The 21,491-nt window shown below is 33.4% G+C and carries 16 protein-coding genes and 2 tRNA genes; 9 read left to right on the top strand and 9 right to left on the bottom strand.

Going from position 1 to position 21,491, the window contains the following annotated elements:
- The first annotated feature begins 340 nt into the window (after nucleotides 1-340).
- Together H526_RS0107405 and H526_RS0107400 are read left to right on the top strand one after the other, a co-directional pair.
- Complete coding sequence (locus H526_RS0107405) at nucleotides 341-1,873, top strand: T9SS type B sorting domain-containing protein (RefSeq protein WP_027392414.1); 1,533 nt, start codon at nucleotides 341-343, stop codon at nucleotides 1,871-1,873.
- A gap of 204 nt (nucleotides 1,874-2,077) precedes the next feature.
- Nucleotides 2,078-5,803 (top strand): T9SS type B sorting domain-containing protein, encoded by a 3,726-nt coding sequence (locus tag H526_RS0107400; protein ID WP_027392413.1) that lies wholly within the window; start codon nucleotides 2,078-2,080, stop codon nucleotides 5,801-5,803.
- A gap of 79 nt (nucleotides 5,804-5,882) precedes the next feature.
- Here the strand turns inward: H526_RS0107400 and H526_RS0107395 are convergent, their stop codons facing one another.
- Both H526_RS0107395 and H526_RS0107390 read right to left on the bottom strand, forming a co-directional pair.
- On the bottom strand, nucleotides 5,883-7,391 hold the full coding sequence (locus H526_RS0107395; RefSeq protein ID WP_027392412.1) for an OmpP1/FadL family transporter: 1,509 nt from the start codon (nucleotides 7,389-7,391) through the stop codon (nucleotides 5,883-5,885).
- 147 nt (nucleotides 7,392-7,538) lie between these two features.
- On the bottom strand, nucleotides 7,539-8,609 hold the full coding sequence (locus H526_RS0107390) for a hypothetical protein (RefSeq protein ID WP_051336043.1): 1,071 nt from the start codon (nucleotides 8,607-8,609) through the stop codon (nucleotides 7,539-7,541).
- 99 nt (nucleotides 8,610-8,708) lie between these two features.
- On the opposite strand from H526_RS0107390, the gene proS reads away from it, so the two are divergent.
- From proS to H526_RS0107365, 5 genes are all read left to right on the top strand, one after another.
- Nucleotides 8,709-10,187, top strand: coding sequence for a proline--tRNA ligase (gene proS / locus H526_RS0107385; protein ID WP_027392410.1), 1,479 nt, complete (start codon nucleotides 8,709-8,711; stop codon nucleotides 10,185-10,187).
- A gap of 79 nt (nucleotides 10,188-10,266) precedes the next feature.
- Nucleotides 10,267-10,338: transfer RNA gene (locus H526_RS0107380), tRNA-Glu, on the top strand.
- A gap of 67 nt (nucleotides 10,339-10,405) precedes the next feature.
- Nucleotides 10,406-10,477 (top strand) — tRNA-Glu (locus tag H526_RS0107375).
- Between the two features lie 35 nt (nucleotides 10,478-10,512).
- On the top strand, nucleotides 10,513-10,761 hold the full coding sequence (rpsT, locus tag H526_RS0107370; protein WP_027392409.1) for a 30S ribosomal protein S20: 249 nt from the start codon (nucleotides 10,513-10,515) through the stop codon (nucleotides 10,759-10,761).
- Nucleotides 10,762-10,907: 146 nt separating this feature from the next.
- Complete coding sequence (locus H526_RS0107365; RefSeq protein WP_027392408.1) at nucleotides 10,908-11,540, top strand: hypothetical protein; 633 nt, start codon at nucleotides 10,908-10,910, stop codon at nucleotides 11,538-11,540.
- Here H526_RS0107365 and H526_RS0107360 read toward each other — a convergent pair.
- From H526_RS0107360 to H526_RS0107350, 3 genes are all read right to left on the bottom strand, one after another.
- A complete protein-coding gene (locus H526_RS0107360; protein WP_035084873.1) occupies nucleotides 11,469-12,710 on the bottom strand; it encodes a glycosyltransferase in 1,242 nt (413 codons plus the stop codon). The two genes, H526_RS0107365 and H526_RS0107360, sit on opposite strands and share 72 nt — an antisense overlap.
- Before the next feature lie 76 nt (nucleotides 12,711-12,786).
- Nucleotides 12,787-13,566: a zinc ribbon domain-containing protein gene (locus tag H526_RS0107355; RefSeq protein WP_027392406.1), complete on the bottom strand. Its 780-nt coding sequence runs from the start codon at nucleotides 13,564-13,566 to the stop codon at nucleotides 12,787-12,789.
- Between the two features lie 3 nt (nucleotides 13,567-13,569).
- Nucleotides 13,570-14,664, bottom strand: coding sequence for a Nif3-like dinuclear metal center hexameric protein (locus H526_RS0107350; protein ID WP_027392405.1), 1,095 nt, complete (start codon nucleotides 14,662-14,664; stop codon nucleotides 13,570-13,572).
- 110 nt (nucleotides 14,665-14,774) lie between these two features.
- Here H526_RS0107350 and lpxK point away from each other — a divergent pair, with 110 nt between their 5' ends.
- Nucleotides 14,775-15,782, top strand: coding sequence for a tetraacyldisaccharide 4'-kinase (gene lpxK, locus H526_RS0107345; RefSeq protein ID WP_027392404.1), 1,008 nt, complete (start codon nucleotides 14,775-14,777; stop codon nucleotides 15,780-15,782).
- A gap of 104 nt (nucleotides 15,783-15,886) precedes the next feature.
- Here the strand turns inward: lpxK and H526_RS0107340 are convergent, their stop codons facing one another.
- Genes H526_RS0107340 through lipA form a run of 3 tightly spaced genes read right to left on the bottom strand, consistent with a single transcriptional unit; the run spans nucleotide 15,887 to nucleotide 20,037 of the window.
- Nucleotides 15,887-18,109 (bottom strand): tetratricopeptide repeat-containing hybrid sensor histidine kinase/response regulator, encoded by a 2,223-nt coding sequence (locus H526_RS0107340; protein ID WP_027392403.1) that lies wholly within the window; start codon nucleotides 18,107-18,109, stop codon nucleotides 15,887-15,889.
- Nucleotides 18,110-18,137: 28 nt separating this feature from the next.
- Nucleotides 18,138-19,142 (bottom strand): type I glyceraldehyde-3-phosphate dehydrogenase, encoded by a 1,005-nt coding sequence (gap, locus tag H526_RS0107335; RefSeq protein ID WP_027392402.1) that lies wholly within the window; start codon nucleotides 19,140-19,142, stop codon nucleotides 18,138-18,140.
- A gap of 22 nt (nucleotides 19,143-19,164) precedes the next feature.
- A complete protein-coding gene (lipA, locus tag H526_RS0107330; RefSeq protein ID WP_027392401.1) occupies nucleotides 19,165-20,037 on the bottom strand; it encodes a lipoyl synthase in 873 nt (290 codons plus the stop codon).
- A gap of 575 nt (nucleotides 20,038-20,612) precedes the next feature.
- On the opposite strand from lipA, the gene H526_RS0107325 reads away from it, so the two are divergent.
- Complete coding sequence (locus H526_RS0107325; RefSeq protein ID WP_027392400.1) at nucleotides 20,613-20,846, top strand: hypothetical protein; 234 nt, start codon at nucleotides 20,613-20,615, stop codon at nucleotides 20,844-20,846.
- A gap of 56 nt (nucleotides 20,847-20,902) precedes the next feature.
- On the opposite strand, the gene H526_RS0107320 is transcribed toward H526_RS0107325, so the two are convergent.
- Nucleotides 20,903-21,475, bottom strand: a complete 573-nt coding sequence (locus H526_RS0107320; RefSeq protein ID WP_027392399.1) for an RNA polymerase sigma factor — start codon at nucleotides 21,473-21,475, stop codon at nucleotides 20,903-20,905.
- Nucleotides 21,476-21,491: the final 16 nt, after the last annotated feature.

Here is a 21,491-nt window from a genome sequence, read left to right as displayed (position 1 = left end):
TTATGAGTAGAAACATCAATAAATTAAATTACTAATTATTACTTTTCAATCAGTATTTTCTATTCAAAATTGAAAGTAAAATTATTTACAATTCCAACGTATTCTTTTTCTAAATTTCCTACAGTTTTAGTGTTGATTCTTATCAATAAATCTAAGTGATTTCTCGAAATCGAATAAAATCAACTATAAACAGGCTGCAAAGATACGATTTTGTCTTTTTACTTAGTGAAAGCTATGTTAACAATTATAAATAATATGATACTTTTATACGCACTATATATTAAAATTAGTAAATTTAATTCCTACACAAGAAAATAGACGAACCTACGTTATATAAAACATGACAAAATTACTACCTCAAATCTTATTATTGTCTGTACTGTTTTTTTTTAATAGTGCACTAACAAACGCGCAGGACTTTGATGTTGCCTGTAGAAACGCTCAGCCATTCTGTTCAGATGCTTCTTTAGAACTAACATTTCCTAATACAATTGGTGATATTGATGGGTTAGGAGAAGTTGGATGTTTAAACACTACGCCAAATCCTTCTTGGTACTTTTTGCTTATTGATGAATCCGGAGAACTGGTTTTTGATATAAGACAATGGATGGATACCGATGGAGATAATCGTTTGGATCGTGATGAAAGACAGCTTGATGTTGATTTTATTGCATGGGGGCCTTTTCAAACTTCTTTCATTATTAATTGTGATGACGAGTTGTCAAGAGGGTGTGATCTTAATGGAGATGGGGATAATATTAGGCCAGCGGAATGTGTAAATAATGCTGATGAACCTGATTTTTATATCGATGATGAAGATAATACAAACATTGTAGATTGTAGTTATGCTAGAACATCAGATGATAATTTTATAGAAACATTTACAATACCAAATGCTCAGACAGGAGAATTTTACATAGTATTGATTACTAATTTTTCTGATGAAGCTGGAGTAATACAATTAGAGCAGACAAATCTTGGAGAAGATGGAGCAGGAACAACCGATTGCAGTGTGCTAGAGCCAGGTATACCTCAGGATAGGATTGCTACTTGTGGAGAGTTTCCTTTAACAATAGAAGGAAGGTTTCCTGCAAGTACTGGACCTCCAGCTGTACCTGCTGCGGAAACTTTTCAATGGTCTAGAGCGGATTTAGGAGATACAAATTTTGTGGATATTCCAGGTGCTACTTTTCCTTTTTACGATAATGTTACTTCTAACGGGATTTATAGATTAAGAGGTTTTGATGCCAGCGGTATAGAAGTGCCAGATTCTCCTGATCAAGTTTCTGTGTTAGATGTTTCTCAAATTACATTTCAGGTTGGGTATACCATTACAGAAGAATCGTTTGCGGGGAGTTATACTATAACGGCAGAAATATCTACGGACCCAATCGTAGAGGCAGAAGGATTTACTGATTTTGAATATCGATTAGATAGAGATGTAAATATGGATGGTAATTTTGTAGAATCTAGGCCTTACCAATCTTCGCCAATATTTGAAGGGGTCCCTCCTGGGGATTATCGTATCGTTGCTAGATATGTTAATTGTCCAGATAATGAAAGAACATCTGTTGATATTATGATCTTAGGGTACCCTAAATATTTTACTCCTAATGGAGATGGTTTTCATGAAACATGGAATTTAATCAATCCAGAAGATCAACCTGCTCCCGCATTGGTTTATATATTTGATAGACATGGAAAATTGTTGAAACAATTGAATCCAACTGGAGCTGGGTGGGATGGTACTTATAATGGAAATTTAATGCCTTCTTCGCAGTATTGGTTTAGGGTGGAGTTTAATGAACAGTCCGATCGTGATCCGAATAGAGGGAGAAGGGTGTTTGCAGGTAGTTTTTCTTTAATTAGATAATTTAGAATAGATTTATTTTTGTGAACTTTTAGGATTAAAAAAGGTTTTTAAATGTAGTCTATTGATATAATAATTTTGGTTACTACACTATTCCGGTTTTATTATATTATTTGTTAGGGTTTCTTGTAATATGATTGTTTTTATATAAGAAAGCCTTGGATTTTAGAAACAAAGCTATTTTATCATTTATTTTAAAGACTGGTAATGAGTAAAAGAATACCTGTATCGATATTATTTTTGTCATTTTTCATTTATACAAATTTTAGTATAGCACAAGGTTCTGTTTGTGCTGATTCTGTAGGGGATAATGGTGCTGATCCTTTTTGTAGTACTACTGGTATTGTTTTCCCGAATTGTAATAGTACTAATAGTAGCTGTGTAAATAGCTCTGAAATTGGTCCTAATTATGGATGTTTAACTACACAACCTTTCCCTGCTTGGTATTATTTGCAGATAGATGATACAGGAGCATTGACTTTTCGCATTTCGCAATCTACTAATGAAGATGGAACTGGTACCCAATTAGATGTGGATTTTATATGTTATGGACCTTTTACCGACCCTGTTTCTCCTTGTACTGCTGAGCTAACAGCAGGTAATACTGTTGATTGTAGTTATTCGCCAGACGCAGTAGAAGCGATGAATATTCCAGCTGCAACTGCTGGAGAGTTTTATCTTGTATTGATTACTAATTTTTCAGAGCAACCTGGTTTTATAAATTTTCAGCAAACTGGGGGTACAGGTTCTACAGACTGTTCTATACTAGAAGCAGCGCTAGGGCCTAATCAGGATATTTGCGGTTCAGACCCTGTTGTGTTGGATGGTACATCGGATGGAGCTATCAGATATGAATGGTCTGTTTATAATGAGACTACCATGGTATTTGATATTATTTCGGGTGAAATTAGTCCGACATATACAGTTACTACATCAGGGAGATATCAGTTGCTTATTGAAGATGTTGATGGTAATACAGAAGTTGATGAGGTTGTGATTACATTTTATACTCCTCCTATTATTGCAAATACACCTCAGGATTTATCGGCTTGTGATGATGATGGAAATGGAATTGAAACTTTTGATCTTACTCAGAATACATCTATTATTTTAGGTGCTCAAGATCCAACTGAATTTACAGTGACGTATCACTTTACCCAGGAAGATGCGGAAAATTATACAGGCGCAGCAGGTGATAATATTATTACCGATCCAGATAATTTTGTAAATACTGTAGCAGACCAAGTTGTATGGGCTAGAATAGGTGGAACGAATCAAATATGTTTCGAAATAACTTCTTTTATGTTGAGGGTATATGAGAATCCTGTAGCGAATGTTCCTATGGATATAGAATTATGTGATAATGCATTGGATGGTAATGATACTAACGGTGTTGTAGAATTTGATCTTTCTAATATTGCATCAGAAGTTCTGGGAACTCAGAATTCTGCAGGTTTTTTAGTTTCTTTATATGCATCTCAAGCTGATGCGGATGCTGGTGTTTTGGGGACAGAATTACCTAATAATTATACCAACATAGCTAATCCTCAAACTATATATGCGCGAATTGAAAATGTTTCTGAACAAAGTTGTTATGAGACTACAAGCTTTCAATTGATAGTTAACCCCCTTCCAGTGGTAGTGCCAGTAGTATCTTTATTGCAGTGTGATGATGATACGGATGGTATTTCGTTATTTAATTTGTCAGAAGCAAACACGCTAATTTCTTCAAATGCTGCTAATGAGTTCTTTTCGTATTATCTTACCGAGACTGCAGCAATAAATGCTGATCCTGCGGATCAAATTATTAACTTTACTACGTATCCTAATCCCATTCCGATAAATAGTACAGTGTTTTCAAGGATAGAAACTGATAAGGGATGTTTTAGAACGGCCCAGGTAGATTTAGTAGTATCTGCAACGCAGATTCCTGCAGGTTTTGGATTATCTTATAGAACTTGTGATAATATCGATGTAGATAATGATGACGCTAACGGGATTGCTACTTTTGATTTTAGTGATGCTACAAGTCAAGTTACCGCGCTATATCCTTCAGGACAAAATTTAGTCATTACATATTATGAAAATTTAGCAGATGCCTTAGCAGAGGAGAATGCAATCGTAGATCCGACGAATCATAGAAATGATGCATCACCTTTTATTCAAAATTTATATGTACGAGTTGATGATGGTACTAATAACGGATGTCTGGGTTTAGGACAACATATTCAGCTAGAGGTTGTAGGGTTACCTGAAAATAATTCAGTAACTGATTTTGTTTTATGTAGTGATGATCCTAATCAAGCAACTTTTGATTTAACAGAAAAAGATGTCGAAGTGATTGGTTTTCAAGCGGGAGCATTATTAGTTAGCTACCATAGAACACAGAATGAAGCTATAAATAATACAGGACAGATTACAGGTGCGTTTATGAATGAGTCTAACCCGCAAACAATATGGGTAAGAGTACAATCAGATGATAATAATAATGGAGCTGCAGATGTTGATGAGTGTTTTAGGTCTACAATTTCATTCGATTTAGAAGTGCTGCATAATCCAGAATTAATTAATCCTGATCCTATTAGTTTATGCAGTGATCAGGTTGATACTGTTTATAACTTAACCCTTAGAGAAGACCAGATTACAGGAGGTGCTACCAATATTGTTTTATCATATTATGAGTCCCAAAACGATGTAGATAACGATAATGTTATTCCTAACCCTGCTTCTTACCTGAGCACTACATTAACTAGAGATTTAATAGTTGTGGGTAGAGATACAGATAATAGTTGTTTTTCTAGTGTAACATTGCAATTACGTACTACATTGTATGATGATTTTGATTTGTCTCCAACTTCATTGGAAACTTGTGAATCAGATCAAGAGGGTGTGGGGATTTTTGATCTTACTTTGACGGTACAAGACATTCTTAATTTAAATGATGCAGACATATCTAATGATTTGAGTATTTCTGATTATGATATTGATTATTATGAGTCGATGCAAGATGCTGAATTAGGTAATACTAATACAATTTCATCTCCTTCAGCATATCAGAACGTACAAATATTTAATCAAGTGGTTTATGTGCGTGTTGATCCATTAGCGATGGGTAATGATTGTTTTAGGGTGATTCCAGTTCAGTTGATTGTTAATGCACTTCCTGACTTTACTTTAGAAGAGGAGTATGTACTTTGTTTAGAAAATGATGGTGTGATTATTAACTTGATTCCAACAGATGTGATCGATACAAACTTAGATGATACTGTTTATGATTTTCAATGGTATGTTGGAGCTACAGCAGCAACAGGAAGTGAGATTCCAGGAGAGATCGAACCTACTTATAATCCCACGACTGCGGGTCAGTATGCTGTATTAGTCACTAATAATAGTACAATGTGTGTTTCGGTAGTAGTAACAACGATTGTAGAGTCATATCCACCTCAAATAGAAGATTTTACTGTAGAATTGCTTTCTGGTGCTTTTTCTGATAATGCTACTATTGAGGTAATGGTAGATTCTGATGCAATAGGGGATTATGAATATAGATTAGATACTGGCGATTGGCAATCTTCTCCGGTTTTTACTAGAGTGACTAGAGGAGAACATTTTGTGTATGTAAGAGATGTTTTTATGTGTGGCGAAATTGAACTTCCAGTAGAATTTGTGGTTGATTACCCAAGGTACTTTACGCCTAACGGAGATGGTTTTCACGAGAGTTGGGGGATTGTAGGAAACGATAATGTTCAGATTAATGGAATTCTAATTTTTAATAGATCAGGAAAACTTTTAAAGGATCTGGGGTCTTTAGGTACGTGGGATGGAACTTATAATGGAAATTTGTTACCATCAAGTGAGTATTGGTTTAAAGTGAGGTATACAGAAAATGGTGTTATGAAAGAATTTAACGCTAGTTTTTCTTTAATAAGATAGAGGATAATATACAGGAAAAGCAAAAAAGGAGTGATGAACATCAACTCCTTTTTTGCTTTTAAAGCGACTTATTTTTTTTTTATAAATTTAAACTTAAGGTGAAAGTTAGGTTGTCTCTGTAACTTTCTACTGTTGCAAAATTTGTGAAAGATGTATTTGGATAAAATTGTTCAATACGCTCCTGTTCTGAATAGTCATATGCGACATCAAATTTTACTTTCCCGAAGTTATAACCAATACCCATAGAGAGTCCAGTTCTATCTCCCAGAATGAATTCATTTTCATATGGACTTTCTTCATAGCTATAACCACCTCTAAAGCTCCAGTTGCCATTTCTTAATTCTCCTCCTATTCTAAGGGTAGAAGCTCCTTGTAAACTATTTTCAATTTGTCTATTTATATCAGAAAAATTCACGCCTTCATCAGAATCAAATTCGGTAGATGAATAATCTTTATATGAATAATCTAAACTAATTAACCCACGTTTTCCAAAAAGAACCGCAATACTTCCAGTTGCTTTTGCTGGAGTACGTAATTGATATTCTGGAAATATGTTTATTACGTTAGGATCTAAATTAATTCTTCCATTTACTCCGTCGGTAACTACTCTTTGCGTTGTTTCTTCTTCGATATAATACCAAGTTGGAGATTCTAAAGAAGCACCTAGTCGAAGCATGTGTGAAACCTTTAGTATTCCTCCTACTTGTGCAGAGAAGCCTGCTCCAATAGTAGATAGCCTATTTGTAAAAATAATTTCATTAACCACACTTCCTGTATTATTATTGAATTCGTCAAACCTCGTGATTTTATCATAGTTAATAAAGTGCGAATTAAGGTTAACTCCAACATAAAATCTATCGTTTATTTGGGCTCCTCCATTAATGGTGAATTTCCCATTTAAACCTGTACTTTCGTAATAGTAATCCTGGTCAAAAACTCCTGGAGCTACATTTGAGAAATATGATGTGTTATTGGAGTCTGTAAGATCATTTCCTTCGATAATAAATGATTCGTGACCAAGAAATGCTTGTTGAGCTCCATAACCTTCTGTTTCTCCTAAAAAACCGTAAAGATCGTCTGGACTTTCTCCTGCTCTAGGGGTTAATAAATCGAGAGGAATGCCTTGCGCTTCTGCTAGAAAAAAATTATCGATTGAATTGTTGCTTCTTCCGAAAGCAAATAGTTCTTCGGCAAAATCTGTAGTTTGATCATATGCAATACCTAATGATACCTTATTAAGGATAGTTGATTCATTACGGTTATTGTATATGAATACAGCACCTATCTGATTAAAGTTAAAATTAGAAGATGATGTTTCGTTAAAACCATCAAAATAATTTGTATCATTTTGGATATTTGACGAGGATAATGTTATTGAACCAGAGGAACCTAAAAAGACTGCTGATCCTGCAGGATTTATTTGTAATGCAGACATATCTCCTCCTAAAGCACCAAATGCGCCACTCATTCCTCTAAAACGTGCAGTACCTAAAATTTCTTGTTGAGAATATCTTACTGCATCTGTAATATCTTGGGCATTTATGAAGGATAGAGATAATAGACCAACGAATAAAAATATCTTTTTCATATATGTTGCAATATTTGATTTAACTATTGTTACTACACAACAGATTATGGATTTAGATAAGACACAATTTTTAATCGATTGTATATCTATCTAAATCCAATAAACTTTATTTTTTTTGAAAATTTTTAAAGAATTTAAAAGTGGATTTTAACCTCTTCCGCCACGACTTCTTCCTCCTCCACGGCTACCGCTAGATCTAGATCCGCTACTTCTACTAGATCCGCTGCTTCTGTAAGATCCAGAACTTCTGCTGCTGCTACTTCTAGATCCAGAATAACTCCTTGTACCTGAACTTCTGGAACTTCCTCTGTATGATCTAGTGCTGCTTCTATTAGCATTGTTTGATCTTGATCGCGAGTACGCGCCATTATTTGATGATCTAGTTGCTCCAGAATATGTTGAGGTTCTTGTTCTTCTATTATTGTTAGCGGAGATTCTTCTTCTATTATTGTAGCTACTGCGATTATTGTACGAGCGACTTCTTGATCTATTATTGTTATAGTTTCTAGATCTACTATTGTAGGCACTTCTGCTTCTGTAATTCCCTGCATAAGCATTTCTAAATCCTCGATTTCTAAAACCTCTATTGTATGCGATTCGATTTCTTCCAAACGCACCATATCCATAGTTATAATATGGAGGACACCAAAATCCACCACCATACCAATATGGATTTCCCCATCCAAATCCAGCATTCCATCCCCAGCCGGCGTTCCATCCAAAACCAGGTCCCCATCCAGCATTCCATCCCCAGGAGTTATATCCCCAGTTATTCCATCCCCAGCCTATTCCAGGGCCCCAGGCATTCCATCCCCAGTTATTCCATCCAGTATTTATTATGTTTACAGAAACTTCATCATAATCACTTCCCCATGCAGGTTGTCCGCCTTCATAAGCTAAAGCTACATTTGTCGTATCAGAAGCGTTGTAGTTTTCACTAGAATAAGAATCTATATCAGTGAAAATGGCATCTTGCTCCATAACATTGTCAATCTGAGCAGATTTTTCTGAAAAGTAATTAGAATAATAATTTGAACTAGTTTCGGTTTTGGTAGCGGTTGGTTGTGGTTCATAACTTCTTTGGCTTCTTGCTTCGCCATAAATACCATCATCATAAGATACATACTCATAAGAACCGCAAGATGTCAACATAAGTAGAGAGGCTGCAAGGAAGGTCCCAACAGCTCCATTTTTTTTAAAATAATTTTTAAGTCGCATATCTCCTTATTTTATTGTTGAACAATACAAATTTAGTTAGTTTTGCCCTAACTATTTTTTATTTAACAAAGTCACAACATTTGTGCCAAATAGCAGATTATGAGCAAAAATCTAACAAAACGTAGTGAAGATTATTCTAAATGGTATAACGAATTAGTCGTAAAGGCTGATTTAGCTGAGAATTCGGCGGTAAGAGGGTGTATGGTAATTAAACCCTATGGGTATGCAATTTGGGAGAAAATGCAAGCGGAATTAGATAGAAAATTTAAGGAAACTGGACATCAAAATGCATATTTTCCTCTTTTTGTTCCTAAAAGTCTGTTTGAAGCAGAAGAAAAAAACGCTGAAGGGTTCGCAAAAGAATGTGCAGTGGTAACTCATTATAGATTAAAAACTGATCCAGAGGATACCTCAAAATTAATAGTTGATCCAAAAGCTAAATTAGAAGAAGAGTTGATTGTTAGACCTACTTCTGAGGCAATTATATGGAATACCTATAAAGGATGGGTCCAATCGTATAGAGATTTACCAATTTTAATAAATCAATGGGCAAATGTTGTTCGATGGGAGATGAGGACTCGTTTGTTTTTAAGAACAGCGGAGTTTTTGTGGCAAGAAGGGCATACGGCTCATGAGACAAGACAAGAAGCAATTGCTGAAACTGATCAAATGAATAATGTATATGCTGATTTCGTTGAGGACTTTATGGCAATTCCGGTAATTAAGGGAAGAAAAACTGAAAGTGAACGTTTTGCAGGAGCTGAAGATACGTATTGTATTGAGGCATTAATGCAGGATGGGAAGGCCTTACAGGCAGGAACTTCACATTTCTTAGGCCAAAATTTTGCCAAGGCTTTTGACGTTAAGTTTACTTCAAAAGAAGGAAAACTTGATTATGTATGGGCTACTTCTTGGGGTGTATCTACTAGATTGATGGGGGCTTTAATTATGACGCATAGTGATGATAATGGATTGGTTTTACCGCCTAATCTTGCTCCAATACAGGTGGTTATTGTTCCAATATATAAAGGAGAGGAACAATTGAATCAAATTTCTGAGGTAGCAAATGAATTAGTTAATGATTTAAGATCTAAAGGTATTTCTGTGAAATTTGATAATAGAGATACGCATAGGCCAGGAGCTAAATTTGCACAATACGAACTTCAAGGAGTTCCGTTAAGAATAGCTATTGGACCTAAAGACCTAGAAAAAGGTACGGTAGAGCTAGCAAGACGAGATACTCTTTCTAAACAATTTGTAGATAAGGATCAGGTTGTAGACACGATTGAGTCTTTATTAAAAGAAATTCAGGAAAGTTTACATCAAAAAGCTACTCAATTTAGGGATGAGCATATTACCGAGGTTGCTTCATTTGATGAGTTTAAAGAAGTTTTAGAAAATAAAGGTGGTTTTATATCAGCTCATTGGGATGGAACGGCAGAGACAGAGCAAAAGATTAAAGAGTTGACCAAAGCCACTATACGATGTATTCCGTTTGATGCAAAAGAAGAAAATGGTAGTTGTGTATATAGCGGGAACCCCTCTAAAGTAAGGGTGTTATTTGCAAAAGCATATTAATTTTAGAAAAAAATAAAATAACACTTGCGCCATTAAAAAATAGTTGTATTTTTGCATCCGCAATTAGACAAACAACTATGGCCCGTTCGTCTATCGGCTAGGACGCCAGGTTTTCATCCTGGTAAGAGGGGTTCGATTCCCCTACGGGCTACGAATTAAAAAATTAATTGCAAGTTTACAGTGAAAACTATAAATTTGCAATCCTTGAAAAAGGAAATGGCCCGTTCGTCTATCGGCTAGGACGCCAGGTTTTCATCCTGGTAAGAGGGGTTCGATTCCCCTACGGGCTACGAATTTTATAGTAAAGAAATTTAACAAAGAAAAGATGGCAAATCATAAGTCAGCATTAAAGAGAATTAGAAATAGTGAGACTAAGCGTCTTAGAAATAAATATCAGCACAAAACTACACGTAATGCTATCAAAAAATTGCGTGAAGCTGATAAGAAAGAAGCTGAGACTTTGTTTCCTTCTGTAGTTTCTATGATTGATAGATTAGCAAAGCGTAATATCATACATGATAACAAGGCAGCTAATTTAAAGTCAAAACTTGCTAAGCACGTAGCTGCTCTTTAATAAAAAGAGAATTCTTAAAAGATATTAAGCTTCTTCACATCAGTGAAGAGGCTTTTTTTGTTTTCAATAATCTATTTTTTTTGTTTTTATTATTAATTGTTTGTAACCTGAATTTGTTTGATATCGTCTTATGAGAAAGTTGTAAGATGAATTCTAAATTTTCTTATTATATAGAGCTTGCTGCTAGATGGTATGTTTTTATGCTAATTACCATATATGGATCTGGTAAGTTGTTGGGAGGGCAGTTTTACAGAAGAGGTGTTTTACCCGAAGAAATAGCTATGATTCCTTTGTCTGAAGTAGGAGGGTTTGATCTAGCTTGGACTTTTATGGGGTATTCCTATTCTTATATATTGTTTATTGGTATTTCGCAATTGATTGGAGCCTGTTTGTTGTTGTTTCAGAAAACAAAGTTATTTGGGGTTTTTGTTCTCATGCCAATTCTTATTAATATAATTGTTTTTGATGCTATATTTTTTGATACATATGGAGCATTGGTGAGTGCAATGCTTTATCTTTTGTTATTGTTTTTAGTACTCTTTCTTAATAGGGTTAGGGTTTTAGAAATAATTAGAGTTCTCTTAGGTTATAGGGCAAAGTTTGATGATGAGTTAAAGTTTAGTACTCTGAAAACAGTTGGTTTTGTGTTTTTATTAATGGTTTTACTTTTTGGGATTGATCAGTTTTTTTGTAAACCTATTAGGGCATTAGTTGTTCTTGTTTTTTTCTTCAATCCACCGAGACATAAATTCAGTGCTTTTCATGGTGTGATGTTGTAGCATTGAGCCAATGAAATTTTGATGACGATGCTCTTCTAAATTATCTTTTAATTTAAAGATTCGCTGAATTAGTTTATTGCTAAGTTCTTCTTTTTTGAAACGAGTGTTGATGATTTCTATTCCATTTTGTTGTGCTTGATTCCAGATATTTTCATTGTTGTATAGTTTGATGGCTGCTTTTGCAAATTCTACTGGTTTATCTTTGATAAAGCCATTCCAGTCTGAGTCTTCTCCAAGCATCCCTTCTGCTCCTATAGTTGTTGTTATGCTAGGTGTTCCGTTTAGCATTGCTTCTGATAGTTTTCCTTTGATTCCTGCGCCAAAACGTATAGGGGCGATACATATACGTGCTTGCTGCATAACTTCTGCAGCGTTTTTTGTCCACCCTTTTATATGAAATCCTTCTTTTGGATTGTGTAGTTGAGTGGCTTTTGGTGGTGGGTACGCTCCATAGATGTGAAGTTCAGTTTCCGGAAGTTCTTTTTTTATCAGCGGCCAGATAGTTTCTTTTAAATATAAAACACTATTCCAGTTAGGTTCGTGTCTAAAGTTTCCGATAGTTATGAAGTGGCTTCTTTGGTTGTAGGGCTTCCAGTTATTTTTTGTTTGAGTGTTAATTGGGTCTAGTAGAAAAGGAAGGTATTGTAATAGTTCTTTTCTTATGTTGAATTGATTTCGTAAGATGTCTATTTCTTTACTTGATATAATTAAAGAGATATCAGAACGATAAATGCTGGCAATTTCTCTTTTTGCCATATCGCTTGATTTTAAATTAGAATATGTAAAGTCAATCTTTTTTTTAAAAGCTTCTTCTCTTGTCTTTCTTAGGCTGTGAAGATCTTCTGTGTTTAAAATCCTTAAAGCTTTCGGACAATGTTTAGCGATTCTCCATCCAAATTGTTCTTCGGACATGAATCTGTCAAACATAACAAATTGAGGTTTTAGGTTGTTTACAAAATTGTCAAAACTATTGTCATTAATAGCTATGGTAGTTTTGGTGACGCCAAGTGCATTAATGTCTTGCATGTGTTCACTTTCGGCAGCGGTACTTGCAAAAGTTATTTTAAAACCTTTAGATATGAATAGTTGAATTAGTTGAAGCATTCTACTTCCGGCAGCGGAGGAATTAGGTTCTGGCCATACATTGCCTATTATTAAGATGCTATCCATTTTTGATATTGTAATTTTTTAAAATAAAAAAAGCCTCAGAAACATCTGAGGCTGTAATATTATATAAAAAATTGGTTTATGACAATTTAGAAAACATTGTCTCCATTTTTTCTTTTTCTTCTTGCGCTAACTCTTGGTCTACTAAGATACGTCCACTATGTTCATCTGTGATGATTTTTTTTCGTGAAGCAATTTCCATTTGAACCTGTGGCGGAATAGTAAAGAAAGAACCTCCGGAAGCTCCACGCTCAATAGGTACAACAGCTAGACCATTCTTTACGTTATTTCTTATTCTTTTATATGCTGCAACTAGCCTTTCTTCAATGTTGTTTTGGAAATCTTCAGATTTAGCAATTAAGGCTAATTCTTCTTTTTCCGTTTCTGCAAGTATTGCATCAAGCTCTCCTTTTTTGTGAGTAAGGTGCTTATTTCTCTCTGTTAAACGATCTTTAGTTTGATCTATAATCTCGTTTTTCTGGATGATTTGAGCTTTGAACTCTTTAATATGCTTTTCAGATAACTGAATTTCTAATTCCTGAAACTCCATTTCTTTGCTTAGAGAGTTGTACTCACGATTGTTTCGTACATTTTTTTGCTGCTCTCCGTACTTTTTAATTAAAGATTTAGCTTCTTCGATTAGGTTCTTTTTAGTCTTAATACCTTCGTCGATAGTTTCAAGATCAGCATTGAGTTTGTCTAATCTTTTGTTTAATCCGGCTACTTCATCTTCAAGATCTTCTACCTCTAATGGAAGCTCTCCACGTACATTTCTGATCTCATCAACTCTAGAGTCAATTAATTGCAAATCATACAATGCTCTTAATTTTTGCTCAACAGTAACTTCTTTCTTTGCCATATTTTATATGTATTGAATGGGATTGGTATTTTTATCCGATAAAATGATTGCAAAATTACTGATTTTTTTTCTAAGATAACTAACAATTAAGTTTTTTGTGTACTGTTCGCTTTCATAATGACCAATATCTGCAAGAATTAGTTTGTTCTCGGCTTCGTAAAATTGATGATATTTTAAATCCGCAGTTATAAATATATCTGCCCCAGCTGCTTGTGCATTTTTTATAGCAAAGCTACCGCTTCCTCCTAGTACAGCAACTTTTTTTATAGGTTTGCCTAATAAAGAGGAATGCCTTACACATCCCGTTTTAAATATCTTTTTAATATGCCTTAAGAATGTTGTTTCTTCTATTTCATTGGGTAATTCACCAATCATTCCCATTCCAATATGCTGATTTTTGTTTTCTAAAGTTGTAATTTCATATGCAATCTCTTCATAAGAATGATTTTTACGTAATGACTTTATGATAGTACTTTCTAAGTGTTTTGGAAATGTGATTTGTATTTTAGTTTCTTTTTCGTGATGTGTTTGCCCAATTTTGCCGATAGATGGATTGGTGTTTTTGGTTGCTTTAAAAGTTCCTATCCCATTGGAGGAAAAACTGCAATTTTCATAGTTTCCAATAGTTCCTGCTCCTGCCTCGAATAATTTTGTTCGCAAGGAGTCTGCTTCTTTTTCGGGAGCAAAAGTTACTAGCTTCTTAATACTACCGCTTTGAGGGATTAAGATTTTACGATTTATCAATCCAAGTTGTTCACATATCATATCATTTACTCCGTGATATGCGTTATCCAGTGCAGTATGGATAGCAAAAATCGCTATATCATGTTTAATGGCTTTCATAACTACTCGTTCTACATAGTTATTGCCATTAAATTTTTTGATCCCTTTAAAAACAATAGGATGAAAGCTTACTATAAGATTACAGTTTTTTTCTATTGCTTCATCTACGATTGTTTCTAAAGTGTCTAATGTTACAAGAATTCCTGTAACTGTAGTGTTTTTATTTCCAACTAATAATCCTACGTTATCAAAATCTTCGGCATAACTCATAGGAGCTAAAACTTCAAGGTGTTGTATAACCTCTTTAATTTGCATTGGTGTCTGTTTTTGAAATATAAATTGAATGTAAAAAAACTTTTGTCAATAATCAAAGTTTCGTTTTATACATTTGCTATTATCATATTGTAAAAAGTAAGTTTATACATTTGAATTTATTAAGAAAAATACTTTTGCCGATCGTTCCTGTGTATTATTTCGTAACCTGGTTACGAAATAAGTTGTATGATTCAGGAATTAAGAAATCTGTTTCTTATGATTTTCCTGTGATAGCAGTGGGGAACTTAAGTGTGGGAGGTACCGGTAAATCTCCAATGGTTGAATATCTCATTAAGTTATTAAAGGATGAGGTGATTCTGGCGACATTGAGTAGAGGGTATAAAAGAGAGACAAAAGGATTTCAGTTAGTTCAAATAAATTCTACAGCTAAAGAGGTAGGAGATGAGCCATTACAATTTAAAACTAAATTCAAAAATGTTACAGTGGCTGTTGATGCTGATCGACGTAATGGAATATCAAACTTAAGAAATCAAGAAATAAGTCCAGAAGTAATTTTGTTGGATGATGCTTATCAGCATCGAAAAGTAAAAGCGGGTTTTTATATTTTGCTTACTCCTTATTATGATTTGTACAGTGATGACATTGTTTTGCCAACAGGGGATTTAAGAGAGCCTAGGAGTGGAGCTGATCGAGCGGATATAATTATAGTAACTAAATGTCCGACTACAATAAGTAGTGAGTTAAAGGAAAGTATTACAAAAAAGATGAATATCAAATCTACTCAGATTTTATTGTTCGCTACGATCGATTATGGTTCTGATATAATTAATAGCTCTAGAGAACGATCGGTATCTTCGTTAAAAGATACTCCGTTTACATTAGTTACAGGAATTGCAAACCCAAAACCTTTGTTAGAGTATTATTCTTCTTTAGGTTTAGATTTTACGCATATTAATTACCCGGATCATCACAATTTTACAGAAACCGAGCTTGATCAATTAAAAAAGCATGATTATATAGTTACAACTGAGAAAGATTATATGCGATTGGCTCCTAGTTTTTCCGAGGAAAAGTTATGGTATCAGCCGATAGAAATGAAATTTATTGATGATCAGAATGTTTTTGATACCCGAATATTAGAGTATATAAAAAAATGAGGTCTTATTTTAAGACCTCATTTTGTGTATTTTGGCTAACTCAAAAAAATAAAAAATGCTCTTCATTGTTTTTGAGTTAGATAATTATCAATAGGTGTGCCAAACTATGAACTTATTGTTTTTTTTGATAATGCTTTGTGTAATTTGGTAAAAAACTCTTCTGTCTTATAGGGTTTAGGAATAATATCATTGAAGCCATTATTGTAGAACTCATCTAGATTATCATCTAACGTTACTGCTGTTAATGCTACAATAGGTATTTCTGTATTGAACTCTCTAATTTGCTTTGTTGCTTCAATTCCACTTATTCCTGGCATGTGTATGTCCATAAGAATTAAGTCAAATTCATTATTTTTTGTTTTATTGATTGCTATATCTCCATTATCAGCAACATCACATATCATTTTGTTTTTCTCTAGTATTTTTCTTGTTATAAGTTGGTTGATTTTATTGTCTTCTACCACTAAGACCTTTTTATCGATCATTACGCTATAATCAATTTTCTTAGCTTCTTCTTGGTAATTAGAAACAACATCTTCAAACACATCAAATTTCAGATCAAAATGGAATCTAGATCCTTGTCCAAGTTCACTTTCTAATTTAATTTCGCTATCCATTAATGACAGCAAGTTCTTTACGATAGATAATCCTAAACCTGTACCTCCAAACTTTCTGTTGATTTGCACAGATCCTTGTGTAAAGTTTTCGAAAATACTTTGTTGTTTTTTGTCAGAGATACCAACGCCGTTATCTCTAATTTCGAAATTTAGAAAAACTTTGTTTTCTATGTGGTTGATCATTTTAACCTTGATCCAAATATCTCCGTTTTGTGTAAATTTAATAGAGTTACCAATAAGATTAATTAGTATTTGAGATATTTTTAGAGGATCTCCCTTAAGTTTAGATGGGATTGATTTATCAAACTCATAGTGAAGTTTGTTATTTCTATCTTTAGCAGATTTTCCTAATGCTATTAAAACATCATTAATTCTTTTCTGCAAATTAAAAGAAGTGTTTTCGATCTCTACTTTATTTGCTTCTAGTTTATTTAGATCTAAAATGTTATTTATTAAGGATAGTAGGTATTCACCAGAAAACTTAAGCGAATTAAGATGTTCTTTTTGATTGGGAGTTGGGCTTTCTTCTAGTAATAAATGTGTTAATCCAGTTACAGCATATAGTGGTGTTCTAAGTTCGTGTGTTATTGTGGATAAGAATTGTACTTTGGCTTCACTTGCTCTTTCCGCATTTTCTTTTGCTAAAATAAGTTCAGTGTTTTTGTTTTGTAGAAGCTCATTTGCTCTTGCTCGGAGGTTGTTGTTTTTGTATAGAGAAAGTGTAAGTAACGATAGTATTGTTATTAGTGCGATACTTAATATAGTGGTAAGTCTTCCTAGCTTTAATGATTTCTGCTGTTGCTTATTCTCTTCCGTAAGTTCTTCAATCTTTACTTTGTCATCACCTATATTTAGTTTAGCTCTTGCTTCTTGCGCAATTATTTCTTTATTGATGTTAAATAAAGAGTCTTTAAATTGTTGATGAAATCTTAGATTTATTAGAGAAGTTTTGAAATCTTCTTTCTTTTCATAGATTTTGCTATATAACTCAAAACTTTCTGACTGTATTTCGGAATATCCCATTTCAGTTCCAATTTGCATAGCTAAATCATTCGTAGCAATTGCTTCATCAAGGGAACCTAAGACCATTTGAGCTTTGGCTTTGTTTGTGTATAATTTAGCTTTATAATAAGATTGTCCTAGGGATTCGATTTTAGGTAACCCTTTATTAAAATGAATAATTGCTTCTTCTGGTTGATTCATCTCCAGAGCGAGAAGTCCAATATTGATTTTAACAGGACCTTCTAGAGTTTCTAAATTATTTTTTTTAATTAATGAAGATGCAAGTTGTAAATGTTTTTCCGCATCTGTAAATTCTTTAAGCTTGGTATGTATCGATCCACAAACGTTGTAAGAATTTGCTAAAGCAATTTCATTTTGTTGCTCGTTTTGGATTTCTATTGCTTTTTTTATTTGCTCTTTGGCGCTTTTTAGGTCTCCTAGTTCTAGGTATAATTCAGCAAGCACTCGATTGGTTTTTGCTCTGTATGTTTTGTCTTGATTTGCTACTGCCAGTTCCTTTGCTTTTGTAATATTGTGTAAAGCATTCGACAGTCTAGCTGTGTTGATAGCTTCCGATGCTTTAACAAGATAGTTTTCAATAGCATTTTTAACCTGGATACTATCCTTGGAATCTTCAATTTGCGAATAAGCAATGAAGTTACATCCAAGTATGAATATGATAATAAATTTTTTGATTCGGGTTGGCATTTTCCTTGAAATAACTCAACTAATATAGTTATTTCTTACAAATGTTGACAATTAAATCTATTATTCTGTTGCTATATCCTATTTCATTATCATACCACCCTATGATTTTTACCATTTTTCCGATAACAGAAGTCATTAGAGAATCAAAAACGCAAGAATGTGGGTTTCCTAATATATCAACGGATACAATAGGGTCTTCGGTATAAGATAAAATTCCTTTTAAATGTGATTCTGAAGCTTTTTTGAACGCTAGATTTATTTCCTCGATAGAAGTTTCTTTTTTTACATTAAATGTAATGTCAGTAAGTGACCCATCTGGAACAGGAACTCTAATTCCACACCCACCAATAACACTACTTAATTCAGGAAAAACTTTTGTTAATGCTTTGGCAGCTCCTGTCGTAGTCGGAACTATGGATTGACTGGCGGCCCTAGCTCGTCTTAAATCCCGATGTGGTTGATCGTGCAAACTTTGATCGGTGGTGTAACTATGAATTGTTGTTATGTACGCTTGTTCTATTCCACAAAGTTCGTCGATGACTTTGATCATAGGAGCGGCATTGTTAGTTGTACAAGAGGCATTGGAAATTATTGTTTCATTTCCATCTATGATATGATCATTTACTCCTAGAACAATAGTTTTTATGGAATCTTCAAGGGGAGGTGCGGAGAGTATTACTTTTTTAGCTCCCGCTTTTATATGATCCAGAGCAGCTTCTTTTGTTTTAAATTTTCCTGTGGCTTCAACTACGATATCAACATCATAATTTTTCCAATTACATTCTATAGGATTTTTTTTGTTTAATAATGGGATCGATTTGTCTCCAATTATTATATGATTCTCAGTGTATGAAATATTTTGCGATAATACTCCGTGGATACTATCATATTTAAGTAAGTGACTTAATGTTTTAGTATCTGCAAGATCATTTATAGCAACAACTTCAATATCCGAATTGTTAATCAATAATCTAAAAAGATTTCGACCAATTCTTCCAAAACCATTGATGGCTACTCTAATAGGTATATTCATTAAATAATTTCTTCAAAAAATATTAGGTCAGATGCTTTTGTGCCTTATAAGAAGATCTGACTAATGCTCCACTTTCTACATGTCTAAATCCCATTTTTAGTCCAATCTCTTCATATTTTTTAAATTGATCTGGAGTAATGAACTGTTTTACAGGTAAATGTTTTTTGCTAGGTTGCAAATATTGTCCGATAGTAACAATGTCTAAGTCTACTGATCTCAGATCTTTTAAAACTTGTATGACCTCTTCTTCTGTTTCTCCAAGTCCAAGCATAATACCACTTTTGGTGCGGCTAATACCATTGTCTTTAAGATATTTTAGAACCTGAAGACTTTGCTCGTATTTAGCTTGTATGCGAACTTCTCTAGTAAGTCTTTTTACGGTTTCCATATTATGGGAAACTACTTCTGGTTTAACAGCAACAATACGATCTATGTTTTTTGTTTTTCCTTGAAAATCTGGGATTAAAGTTTCTAAAGTAGTTTCAGGATTCATTCTGCGAATGGCCTGGATTGTTTCTGCCCATATAATTGATCCTCCGTCCGCTAAATCATCTCTGTCCACAGAAGTTATTACAGCATGTTTTATATTCATTATTTTTATAGAACGAGCCACTTTCTCGGGCTCTTCCCAATCTACTGTTTCCGGCCTTCCTGTTTTTACGCCACAAAAACCACAAGAACGAGTACAAGTGTTACCAAGTATCATAAATGTGGCAGTTCCTTCACTCCAACATTCACCCATGTTTGGGCAACTACCAGAGGTACATATAGTATGTAAGTTGTATTTGTCAACTAAACCTCTAAGTTCTGTATATTTTTTTCCAGTAGGTAGTTTTACCCGTAGCCATTTTGGTTTTCCTTTAGGAGGAGCTACAGAAGTAACATCATTATTCATACTTAGCAATGTTTTATGCAAAAATACGAAGAAAGCTCATATTAAAATATAGTTTTCAATATTCTTAAGAGTTTCTGAATAAGTATTTTATTTGGAAATATTTTGGAGTATCTATTACTGTAAATAATCAGTATAGAATTTGCGTATAAATAAATTTTATCCTTAACATAAAATTTACTCATACACAATATAAAATCTATGTATTTGTTTTGTGTTAATAATATGATAATGATAGTATCATTATGGAAAATTACTCAAAAGGGAAATTTTGGGTAAAAAAACAGAGAAATTTTTTATTAAATAGATGTTGAAAAAAATACTTATAAAATTATTTTTAAACACTGATAATCAAGTTGTTAATTTGATTAAAACGCTCTATTTGATATATCTTTAGGGATTTTTTCTTATTAAAATTATGGTAAAACCGTAATTTTAATAAGGTTTTTATGGATTAATAAAATTTCTTTTCCTATTTTTGAAACACATAATTTATAGTATCATACTTTAAATCATGGTTAAAATTAGCTTAACCCCATTTTTTATTCATTAAAAAAAAGTTAAAAAACCAATTAAAAATGTCAAAAGAAGAATTAGAACAACAGAAACAATTACAGAAAAACAGAAAGAGAGTTGAAAAGTGGTTAATTAATAATCAAAATTTTATTAATATAACCGGAATTGAAAAAGAAATATCTGCGCCGAAAGGACTGGTCCAAAAGTTTATCAAATATGATAAGAAAATAAATGATAAGTGGATTAATCCTTTACACGAAGTGTTAAAAAGAATAGCGACTTTTAGTCTCAGATAATACAAGTGATTTATTTGTAGCAAATGAAAGAGAAATGATTGGTTTTATAAACTGAATTATTTCTCTTTTTTATTTGTTATTATTTCAGAAAGAAGTTTTCTTGCCCTTAGCAGTTTTACCTTGATATTATTCATTGGTTCATCTAGGACTTCTGAAATTTCTTTATAACTTAATTCTTGAAAATATCTTAAGTTTATTACTTCTTGGTAGTGTGGTTTTAGTTGTTTGATGTATCTAAGTAATTGGGCTAGGTTTTGTTCTGTGATTAATTTGTCTTCGGGAGTTGGGGTATCATCAATGATCTTATACACAACATCATCTACCTCTCTAGTAGTTTTAGAACGGATAGAAGCATTTTTTTTTCGTAAAAGATCTATATGGATATTTTTCGAAATTTGAATTATCCAAGTTTTAAAGTTATACTCCTCTTTAAAAGTGTCTATTTTATCAAATGCTTTTGAGAAACTTTGGATTGTAATATCTTCTGACTCATATTCGTTTTGAGTCCGTTTTAATTGAAAATTAAAAACATCATTCCAGAAAGTGTCTAACAAATAATTAAAAGATGCTTGTTTGCCTTCTTTAGCTTTTTTAATGTGATCTGAAAGAGTTAAAGATTCTTTTTCCAATGAAGTGCTTTTGAAC

The organism is Aquimarina latercula DSM 2041, assembly GCF_000430645.1.
GTDB classification, from domain to species: Bacteria; Bacteroidota; Bacteroidia; order Flavobacteriales; family Flavobacteriaceae; genus Aquimarina; species Aquimarina latercula.
The sequence above is the reverse complement of the archived record's forward strand: the minus strand, read 5'-3'. Positions and strand labels throughout refer to the sequence as shown.